Origin of the sequence: Mesorhizobium sp. M7A.F.Ca.CA.002.15.2.1 (assembly GCF_003998715.1) — a bacterium.
GTDB classification, from domain to species: Bacteria; Pseudomonadota; Alphaproteobacteria; order Rhizobiales; family Rhizobiaceae; genus Mesorhizobium; species Mesorhizobium ciceri.
Genome location: NZ_RZPI01000130.1, coordinates 1 through 10,097 on the forward strand (window position 1 = coordinate 1; position 10,097 = coordinate 10,097).

The 10,097-nt window shown below is 63.7% G+C and carries 9 protein-coding genes; 3 read left to right on the forward strand and 6 right to left on the reverse strand.

What is annotated here, in order from left to right; all coding sequences use genetic code 11:
• The 3 genes from ENZ74_RS10375 to ENZ74_RS10385 all read left to right on the forward strand — a co-directional run.
• Positions 1 to 1,608, forward strand: a 1,608-nt coding sequence (locus tag ENZ74_RS10375; RefSeq protein ID WP_206522272.1) for an ABC transporter ATP-binding protein, incomplete at its 5' end; no start/stop codon positions are given.
• On the forward strand, positions 1,601 to 2,659 hold the full coding sequence (locus ENZ74_RS10380) for an ABC transporter permease (RefSeq protein ID WP_013530695.1): 1,059 nt from the start codon (positions 1,601 to 1,603) through the stop codon (positions 2,657 to 2,659). The genes ENZ74_RS10375 and ENZ74_RS10380, both read left to right, overlap by 8 nt.
• 14 nt (positions 2,660 to 2,673) lie before the next feature.
• Entirely contained in the window at positions 2,674 to 3,597 is a 924-nt protein-coding gene (locus tag ENZ74_RS10385) for an ABC transporter permease (protein ID WP_063168591.1), read from the forward strand.
• Between the two features lie 395 nt (positions 3,598 to 3,992).
• Here the strand turns inward: ENZ74_RS10385 and ENZ74_RS10390 are convergent, their stop codons facing one another.
• The 6 genes from ENZ74_RS10390 to ENZ74_RS10415 form a co-directional block, all read right to left on the reverse strand.
• Positions 3,993 to 4,703, reverse strand: coding sequence for an outer membrane protein (locus tag ENZ74_RS10390; protein WP_063168592.1), 711 nt, complete (start codon positions 4,701 to 4,703; stop codon positions 3,993 to 3,995).
• Positions 4,704 to 4,917: 214 nt separating this feature from the next.
• On the reverse strand, positions 4,918 to 5,877 hold the full coding sequence (locus ENZ74_RS10395) for an AraC family transcriptional regulator (RefSeq protein WP_063168593.1): 960 nt from the start codon (positions 5,875 to 5,877) through the stop codon (positions 4,918 to 4,920).
• Between the two features lie 205 nt (positions 5,878 to 6,082).
• Complete coding sequence (locus ENZ74_RS10400; protein ID WP_063168594.1) at positions 6,083 to 6,964, reverse strand: DMT family transporter; 882 nt, start codon at positions 6,962 to 6,964, stop codon at positions 6,083 to 6,085.
• 126 nt (positions 6,965 to 7,090) lie between these two features.
• Positions 7,091 to 8,587, reverse strand: a complete 1,497-nt coding sequence (locus ENZ74_RS10405) for a sulfatase (protein WP_063168595.1) — start codon at positions 8,585 to 8,587, stop codon at positions 7,091 to 7,093.
• Positions 8,588 to 8,678: 91 nt separating this feature from the next.
• Positions 8,679 to 9,656: an aliphatic sulfonate ABC transporter substrate-binding protein gene (locus tag ENZ74_RS10410; RefSeq protein WP_063168596.1), complete on the reverse strand. Its 978-nt coding sequence runs from the start codon at positions 9,654 to 9,656 to the stop codon at positions 8,679 to 8,681.
• Positions 9,657 to 9,674: 18 nt separating this feature from the next.
• A partial coding sequence (locus ENZ74_RS10415; protein WP_164760992.1) for an ABC transporter ATP-binding protein occupies positions 9,675 to 10,097 on the reverse strand: 423 nt, incomplete at its 5' end.

Below are 10,097 nucleotides of genomic sequence, written 5' to 3' on the forward strand. Positions count from 1 at the left end.
GCTCTGGTCGATGGACTATTTCGTCGACGGTGTCATCGGCACCATGCCGGCGAAGTAATGACGACGGCGCTTCAGCAAGCGGGCGACATGCGACGACCGCTGGGCACGCCGGCGGCTCTGTTGATGCGCGGCATAGGCAAGTCGTTTGACGGCAAAGCCGCGCTCCGCGATGCGTCCTTCTGTCTCGAATGGGGGGAGGTGCATGCCATTGTCGGTGAGAACGGTGCAGGCAAGTCCACTTTGATGAACGTGGCGGCCGGCGTCTATGTAGCAGACGGGGGCGACCAATCGATCGACGGCGAAGCGATCAGTTTGCGCAGCCCGCTGGAAGCCGCCGCCGCCGGTCTCGGCATGGTCCATCAGCATTTCCGGCTGGTCGAGAGTTTTACGGTTGCCGAAAATGTTCTCCTCGGCTTCGGCCGCAAGGCTGCTGTGAAAACGCTGACCGATGCGGCGGCGATCGTTTCCGCCAAGTCGAGCGAGATCGGCCTGCCCGTCGATCCGCACAAGCTGGTAGCGAATCTTTCGATCGCCGAACGCCAGCGCGCCGAGATCATCAAGGTCATGCTTCTGGGCGCCCGAATTCTGGTCATGGACGAACCGACGGCGGTGCTGACCGACGAGGAAGCGCGCACGCTCCTCTCTTTTGCCCAACGATTGTCGAGGCAAGGTCACGCCGTGGTTCTGATCACGCACAAGTTCCGGGAGGTTGCCGCTTTCTGCGACCGGGTAACGGTCATGCGGCACGGCGAGACCGTACTTGAGGGTGCGCGGGTTGCGAACGTCACCGAAGCGGAGGTGGCGCGGTTGATGGTCGGCGATGCCTTGACGGTTGCGGGCAGGCCGTTATCTCGGCCGGGTGATGTGTGTCTGAGCGTGGAAAGGCTTTCCGCACGGGCGACCGCTCACGGGCAAAGCCTGAACGATCTCGGGTTCGAGCTGCATGTAGGCGAAATCCTTGGCATCGCCGGCGTCGGCGGGAACGGGCAGGAGGAACTCGTTGCCTGCCTTCTCGGACTCGACCGTGCCGGCGCCGGCGCGATCGTACTGGATGGCCAGGACATATCCACCGCCAAGCCAGACCAGCGCCGCGAGGCCGGCTTGCGCGTCATCCCCTCCGACCGCTTTGACAGCGGGTTGATCCGGGAGCTTTCCATTGCCGACAATCTCGCGCTCACGACCGTCGCCAGCGGTAGCTTCGGCGGCCCGTTTCTCCTGAGCCGGCGGGCGATGCGCGAGAAGGCCGCCGAGGCCATCGATGCGTTCGATATCCGCGGCGCGACGCCGGAACGGCCGGCCTCTTTGCTCTCGGGAGGAAACGCGCAGAAAGTGTTGCTCGCGCGGGAGCTCGATCACGGCCTGAAGGTTCTCATAGCGCATTCCCCTTCTCGCGGGCTGGACATGAAAGCGGCCGAGTTCGTCCGATCGGCGATCCGCAGAGCTGTGGAAGCCGGCGCGGCTTGCCTTCTGATCAGCGAGGATCTCCAGGAGGTCATGTCCCTGTCCCATCGGGTGGCCGTCATGAACAGAGGAAGGATCGCCGGCTGCCGTCAGACCGGCGACGTCACGCCTGAATGGATAGGAGGCCTTTTAGCAGGCCATGCTTGACACAGCTTTCCTTGTTCGCAGGCAAAATCCCGGCTTCTTGTTGACCAGTCTCAGTTATGTTGGCGGACTGTTGGTCGGGCTGACGGTTTCGGCGGTGCTGCTCGTGCATGCGGGCGTGCCGGCAAGCGCTCTTGTGGATGAGTTCCTGATTGCAACTTTTCTGACCTCGGACGGCCTCTCCCAGACGGCGACGGCCGCTTTACCGTTGGTGCTAGTCGGCCTCGCCTCCGGCGTTGCCATGCGTGTGCGGTTTTGGAACATCGGCGTGGAGGGCCAGCTATGGCTCGGCGCGATCGCGTCAACCTGGGTGGCGCTGAACGGCAGCGGGCCTGAAGTGCTGAGGTTGCCGACGATGTTCGTTCTGGCGGCGCTTGCGGGAGCCGCCTGGATTGCGATTCCGCTTTTTCTGAAACTCAAGTGGGGCGTTAACGAGGTTATTTCGACCCTGCTGCTGGGAAGCGTCGCGTTTCTGCTCGTGCAGCATCTTCTGTTCGGGGTCTGGAGAGACCCTTCCAACAGCTTTCCCGTGACCGCCACCTTTCCCGAGGCGAGCTGGTTTCTCGTTCTGGGATGGGGGCAGTTGCATGCCGGAATCTTCCTGGTCGCCGTTATCGCATTGTCCATCTGGTTCGTCATGGAACACAGCCGGGTCGGCTTCTACGCGGATGCTGTAGGTTTCAACGCCAAGGCCGCGCTCGCCACGGGCCTGCCGGTGCTCAGCATAGCCGTGGGGCTCGTGCTGCTCTCCGGCGCTCTCTCAGGCGTTGCCGGCATGATGATCGTGGCGGGGACGGAGCACCGCCTCAACCAGTCCGTCGGCAACGGCTATCTCTTCAGCGCGATCGTGATCGCCTACCTGGCCCGCGCGAAGCCATTGTGGGTGGTCGTGATCTCTTTCGCGCTCGGCGCGGTGTTCACCGCCGGGAATGTCCTGAAGGTTTTCTATTCGATCTCCGAAGCGATGATCGTGCTGATGCAAGGCGCGGTACTGATGTCGATTTTGATGGCGCAGTTCTTCAGCTCCTATTCGCTCAAACGGCCCAAGAACTAGGAAGGGACAGTTGCATGGATTTTCTGATCGGCTGGATTGCCATCATTCCGAGCTATGCGGCACCGTTGCTGCTGGCGAGCCTCGGCCTCATTATCTGCGAAAGAGCCGGCGTTCTCAATCTTGGAGCGGAAGGGCTCATGGCGATCAGTGCCATGACCGGCGCGATGACGGTGCTTTCCGGAGCCGATCCTTGGGTTGGTCTTGCCGCCGGCTCAGCGGCCGCGATGGCTCTCGCTCTGCTGTTTGGAATATCGACAGTCGCCTTGCGCGCCAATCATACGCTCGCCGGCCTAGCCGTCGTCGCAATCGGACTGGGCATCACCGGGGTCGTGGGGCGACCCTACGTGCAGAAGACCTTTTCTGGCATTTCCACACTTGGCGACCTCTTCGGGATAGACCGCGGTTCGGCATTCGGCCGCATTTTCGCGGTGCAGGACCCGGTTACGCTGGCGCTGCCGATCCTGGTCGGCGCGCTCTGGTGGTGGCTTTCCAAAAGCCGACATGGCCTCAGGTTGAGGTCCGTCGGGGAAAACCCGGCCGCCGCGGATGTCGCGGGTATCGACGTGCAACTGGTTCAGTTCGGGGCTGTCCTGGCGTCCGGGCTGTTTTGTGGTCTCGCCGGAGCCTATCTCTCAGTCGCCACAAGTCATGTCTGGGTGGAGGGAATGGTCGCGTCGCGCGGCTGGATTGCCGTTGCGCTCGTCATCTTTTCGCGCTGGAACGCGGCTCGAGCTCTCTGGGGTGCGCTTCTTTTCGGAAGCGCGGATGCGCTTGTGCCTAGACTACAAGCCATAGGCGCCGACGTTCCTGTCTATCTCATGATGACTTTGCCGTACTTGCTGACGCTTGTCGTGCTGGTGGCAGGCTCATTGGGCGGCCGGCGCTCCGGCGAGCCGGCCTTCCTCGGCAGGGTCTATCTACGACAAGACAAACAATAAGGAACTTGCCCGGTTCATGAGCCCCGCGGCCCGCATCCTTCTGGACTTCGCGGATTTCATGGACAAGCATCAAGGATCGCCGATGTCTGTGCCGTCCCCCCCTCGCCCGGCGCTGACCCTGCGGCTCCGCTCGACGCCTATTCGCGTGCCACTAACCGTGAGATCAAGAACAAAGCGCCACGGAGACGACAGAGGGGTCGCCGCGCGTAAAGCGCCAACGTCATCCGCAACAGCAGGCCGAGCCCAGCCGGACCGCCCCCTCTGGCCTGCCGGACCCGGCCCTTCGCTTCCGTTCCAGGCGTTCGTCGTTCGGAAAGCCAAGCGATTGGCTTTCCGTCCGCTGCGCGGACCACTCCTCACCCCCCCTCAAGGGGGAGATCAGCAGCTTCAGCGGATCAGAACTTGTAGCTGAGCCCGACCCGGATATCCTGTGTCTGGAGGTCGACATGGGTTTCCGTGGGCAGGCCGGCGGCCACCGAGAGGTCCTGGCTGCCGAAGTCCGAGTAGCGATACTCAGCTCGAGCGATCCACCTGTCGGTGAAGGCGTGCTCGATGCCGGCGCCAACCGTCCAGCCGACATGGCTGTCGCTGTGGAGCGTTACTTCGGCGGCAGGGCCACCGGCGCTGACCGCAATAAGCTCATACTTGGCCGCAGCGACGCCTGCAGTGATGTAGGGCAAGGTCCGATCGAAAGCATAGCCGGCCCGCAGCCGCGCCGACCCGGACCATTTGAGTTCGCTCTTGAGCAACGTGGTGACGCCGCCGCCGCCGGCGTCGAGGGCCGTCAGCCCATCTATGTTGCCATACGCAATGTCGGCCTCGGCGCCGATCACGAAGCTGTTCTCCATCTGGTAATTCGCGCCGATATGGACGCCGCCGATAAATCCGTTCGGATCGACGCCAACGTTGAGATCGGTGGCCCCGCCCAGTCCGCCGCCGGCGATGAACAGATTGGATTTTCCGGCCGCGTAGCCGATGTCGACGCCGGCATAGAGTCCGGACCAGTCGTAGCCGGATGCAACAGGCGAAACCTCATTGATATCAGCCGCACACGCCACACCGAGCGGCGCGAGAATGAAGGCCGTTGCGAGAAGAAGAATTTTCATTGTTGTCTGCCGCCCCATGTTGCTTCCCCGCCGCACAAATGAGCTGCGGAGATCCAGCTGTTGTCGAGAAATCCGGTGTTGCATTGTCCGCCGGCCGCGTCTTGGGCTGGGCCGCACCCGAATTGTCGGGGAAAGCACCACGGCGCTTTCCCGGTCGGTGTGGCTTTTCAGCCTCAGTCGATCGGCGCGCCGTGCATTCGGTGGCTGTCGGAAACTATCTGGCGCTGCCCGGCGTCGAGCCGAAGCGGCGGCGGAAGCAGCGGTTGAAATAGGACACGTCGGAAAAACCGCTGAGCAGCGCGATCTCGCTGATCCGCATGCGGTCGTTGCGCCTGTCGGACAGCATCCGATGCGCCCTCTGCAAGCGCAGTTCGAGAATGCGCTCGGCAAAGCTCACCCCGGTTTCCTGCAGCAGGTCATGGACATAGCGGACCGAGAGCCGCAATTGCCCGGCAACGCCCTGCGCCGAAATGGCGGGATCGGCGAAATTGTCCCGCATCTTCTGCAGTATGGCCTGCAGCCTTGCCGCGCGCAGACCGCGCAGGCCCGCCAGTTCGGCCGCTTCGCCCTTGGCGCCGGTCGCCAGGCCGATCAGGTCGACGATGGTTTCGGTGGCGTGGCCGATGAGGTCGGGCGAGACCAGGGCCGGGCCTGCTTCCAGGAAGCTGCAATAGCGCTTGAGCATGCCGAGCGCCTCATTGTCGGCGCCGACGGTCAACGCCAGCCGATCCTCTATATGAGCGAAGGCATTTTCCAGCACGGCACGGGGAAGCACCACATTGGCCCAGACATTGCTGTCGCCGCCGGTCATCTGCAACGCTTCCGAAGCCGAGACCAGGGCGGCCTCGCCTTTGCCGACGTGATAATCGCGGCCAATCTGCGTGCCGCTGAGCACCGTATCGCCATTGTTGACCAGCAGCAGATAGCCGTCGCGACCGTCGGCGGCGATATTGCCCGCCTTGCGGCTGGCATGACGTATCGTCCCGGCCATCTGTCCAAGCACCAGCGACCCGACAGCGGTGGCTTCGATCGCGGCTTCGAACGACAGTCTTTCCGAAATCGTGTATTCGACCGACCATATCTCGGCGACATGGACGTCCTGCCAGAGCGCGAAGCGTGCGCGATGATCCAGATGCGGCGGCAGATCCGCCGATGAGAAGACGTTCTTTTGCAAGGGACGACCGGCCTTTTCTACAATCGCGTCTTCACTTCGACACGCACCGTATTGGACCAGATCACGGTCTGTCCAGAGCCGGAAATACTTGTGCGCCAGGCGACAATTTCAGTGCCGTCCTGAACAAGGATTGGCCTGATTTCGCGGATCTGGCTGGCTGAATTTCGGATTACTCGAAAATACCCAGTGCCGACGAATCGTTCCCCTACTCCGGCGATGGAACCGGCGGCCGTGATGTCAGCGCCGTGCCGAAGGCGGCGACAACAACGGCAGCGATCCCGGCCAGTTGCGTCGCGGTCAGGCTTTCATGCAGGAACAGGAAGCCGGCCAGTGCACCAAGCCCAGGCTCCAGGCAGGTCAGCGTGCCGTAGATGCGCGCCGGCATGCGGGTCAGCGCCACCATCTCCAGGAAGAACGGCAATGCGCTGGAAAACAGGCCGACGAGCAGCGCGCTGACCAGGATCGACGGGGCCAGCAGCGCGGATCCCGCCTGGGCGACACCGAAGGGCAGCACCAGCACGGCGGCGATGGCCATGCCGTAGGCGGTGGTGCGGGTGCCAAGCTCCGCGCCGGCCTTCTGGGCCAGCACGATGTAGAGCGCCCAGAAGCCGCCGGCCGCCAGCGCCAGCATCACCCCGATCGGATCAAGCGGCGCGAGGGAACGAACGAAGGGCGACAACAGCAGGATGCCGGCCACCGCCAGCGCGATCCAGGCAAAGTCGCTGGCGCGCCGCGAAGTCAAGGTCGCCACCAGAAGCGGGCCGGTAAACTCCAGCGCCACCGCGATGCCGAGCGGAATCCTGGCCAGCGCTGCGTAGAACAGGAGGTTGAGGGCGGCGAGCGTCACTCCATAAGCGACCAGCCACGGCATGGTGGCACGCGAGGGCCGCATCTGCCAGGGCCGCAGCACCGCGATCAGCATCAGCGCACCGATGACCAGCCTGAGCGTCGTCGTCCCTTGCGCGCCGATCTGCGGGAACAGGCCTTTGGCGAAGGTGGCGCCGATCTGGATCGACACCATGGCGCCCATCAGTGCTGCGACAGGCAAGGGCGCCGCTTCGCGACGGGCAATCGGCGTCGGTGTCACGTGATCCCATCCTCCATATCGCCGGGTCCAAACCCGACCGGCGGCATGGAGATAGGGCGAACCGGCCGGCCTGTCGTGAGGCAGCGGCAACTGGCTGCTAGGGCACGGCCAAGTGCCGCCGGCCGGTCAGTTCAGGGATTTGCGCCGTGGCGGCGGTGCCGGGTGGCGCTGCTCGAGGGCCGCTGCCGCATCGGTGCGGCCGGTCCGGCGCAGTCTTTCGAGATAGGCCGGCAACTCGCCAAGGCAATGGAACGGCCCGCCTTCCCGGATCACCGTCACCAGCGGGTCGACATCGCTGTCGCTGCGGATGGCCATGGCGCTGCGCCAGTCCTCGAGCAGCCGGCTGGCATGATCGACCACATCGCTTCGGGAGCCTGAGAGATCATGCTGCTCATGCGGATCCTCACTCAGATTGAACAGGCTGACCGGGCCGAAATCCTTGTAGCCGTCATGATAGGTGCGCAGCATCAGCCAGTCGGCCCCGCCGAGCCGGAACCGCACGCCGCGCTGTACCGCCCACGCACCCTGGCTCAGCACCAGGAAATCGCGGCCACCTTCCTCCTTCGCGGCAAGCGCCGGTGCAAAGGAGCGCCCGTCCCAAAGCGCCGGAACGTTGCCGCCGAGCCGGTCGATCAGCGTGGCGGCCCAGTCGAAATGATAGTGAAGGCCGCCATTGACGCCGCGCATGTCCTCGGCGCCGGGCCAGCGGATGACCAGCGGCACGTTGCAGGTGAATTCGTCGGCCGTCTGATGATCACCCCAGACGTTGAGCTCGCCGAGGTTTTCGCCATGATCGGCGCCGATGACGATGATCGTGTCGTCGAACAGGCCTTGCCGCTTCAACTCCTCGACGATGAGACCGACATGATAATCGGCATAGAGCACGCCGGTGTCGTAGCCGTCGAACCAGGCCTTGACGGTGTCCATGCCGCTGATCGGCGACGGCATGCGCCGGTATTTCGATCCGCCCGGCTCGACGTCGAAGCCCGAGGGTTCCTGCGGGCTGTGCGGGCCGTAGCCAGCATGGCTCTTCTCGAATACCGCCCTGGTCATCCAGTCGGGAAGCGGCTGGTCGGCGAAGGGGTCGCCGAAAGCGTCCGGCGCGCGATAGGGCGTGTGCGGGTCCCAGACATTGACATGCAGGAACCACTTTTTTGCCGAGCCATTGCGCTTCAGCCAGTCGATCGCCAGGCCCGAAACCTCGTCGGCGTTCTCCATGCCGGCCTTGCCGGGATTGATGATCTCGTTGAAGCCGGCATACCAATGCCAGCAGCCATGCCGTTCGCCAAAACTGCTGATGGTCGTGGTGTGGTAGCCGAGATCGCGCAGCGCCCGCATCCAGCCTTCCTCGTAGAAGGTGCCGGCCCAGGCTCGCTCGGCGCCTTCGCGGAACGGCTCGCAGGCGGTGCCGCCATGGCCGACCACGCCGGTCCGCATTCCGTGGCGGCCGCTCCACAGCGCCGTGCGCGACGGATGGCAAGGCACATCGGACACATAGACGTTCTCGAAGCGGATGCCCTCGCCGGCAAGGCTGTCGATGACGGGAGAGGTGTTGCGATGATAGCCGTAGCAGCCGAGGTGGTCGCGCCTGAGGCTGTCGATGTCGATATAGAGAACGTTCATGGATGGCTCGTCGCTGCTGTGATTGTCAGGAAACAGGCCCCGGTTCGCTGCCGGGGCTTGCGGTTTGCAAGGGGCGATTTCAAGAAGGCCGTCAGGCCGAAATGTATTGATCGCCCAGATAATAGTCCTTGGGATCGAGCGAGGTCTCGAGCTTGCCAAAGGTCTTGAACAGGTCGTTCATCGTCGAGAACCAGCCGTTCACGGTGCCGTCCTTGGTTAGCTTGATCAGTTCGGCCGAGGTCATGAAACGGCCATAACCGGCTTCCGTCTTCAGCTGGTCGGCAGGAATGCCGAGCAGCTTGGAGGTGATCTCGATCGCCTTGTCCTGGTTGGCGGCACGAAAATCCTGCGCGTCCTTGATGGCGCGCACCACGTTGCGGACGAGATCGGGATTGCCCTCGACCAAATCGTTGCGGGCAATGAAGACGCTCGGAAATGTGGTCTGCGGATAGAAGTCGTCGTTCTTGGCCAGCTCCACCAGATCGGGAACGCTCTTCTGGATGATGCCGACGAACGGATACCAGATGCCGGCCGCGTCGACCTGCTTGGAGGCGAAGGCCGCCACGATGGTGCTCGGGTCCATCTGCACGATGTCGAGGTCGGTCATCGCCATACCGGCCTTGCGCAGCGCCAGCCGCAACAGCATGTCGCCCGAGGTGCCGGCCGCGATCGCGACCTTCTTGCCCTTGAGGCCGGCGATGGACGTGATGCCGGCTTGGGCGATCACCCGGTCCGAGAAGCCGACATCGTTGACGGCGATGATCTTGGCCTTGCCGCTCGCCGGCAGCCACAGCGCGCCCGGTCCGAGATAGCCGAATTCCAGGCTGTTGGCGCCAAGCGCCTGGACCTGGATGGGGCCGTTGGTGAAGACCTTGATATTGGCATCGACGCCGTGCTTGGCATAGAAGCCCTGGTCGGCCGCGACGCCGGCCACGCTGGCGCCCCAGAAATCGCCGTTGTAGCCGATGCGTGCCGCCGTTCCCGCCGCTCCGGCACGGATGCCAGAGGCAGCGAACGCGGCAAGTGCCGCCGATGATGCGATGAGGTTACGTCTTGTCAGTGTCACCATACTCTCCTCCTGTCACTGTTACTGGTGGTAAACGGCTTGCCAGACGCGGTTGCGGATGCTCATGAACTCCGCCGAAAGCCGGATTTCCTCGGTTCTTGGGTAAGGCAGGCCGACGTCGATGATCTCCTGCAGCCTGCCGGGCCGCGCCGCCATGACGATGACGCGGTTGGCGAGGTAGACCGCCTCGTCGACATCGTGGGTGATGAACATCACGGTGCGCCGCTCCCGGCTCCAGGTGTCGAGCAACTGGTCCTGGAGCTGCACGCGGGTCAGTGCGTCGAGCGCCCCGAAGGGCTCGTCCATCAAAAGGATCGAGGGATCGACCGCATAGGCCCGGGCGATCGCGCAACGCTGCTTCATGCCGCCCGAAAGCGTCTTCGGCAGCGCGTCGGCGAAGTCGCCAAGGCCGACGAGATCGATGAAACGCTCGGCGATCTGCCG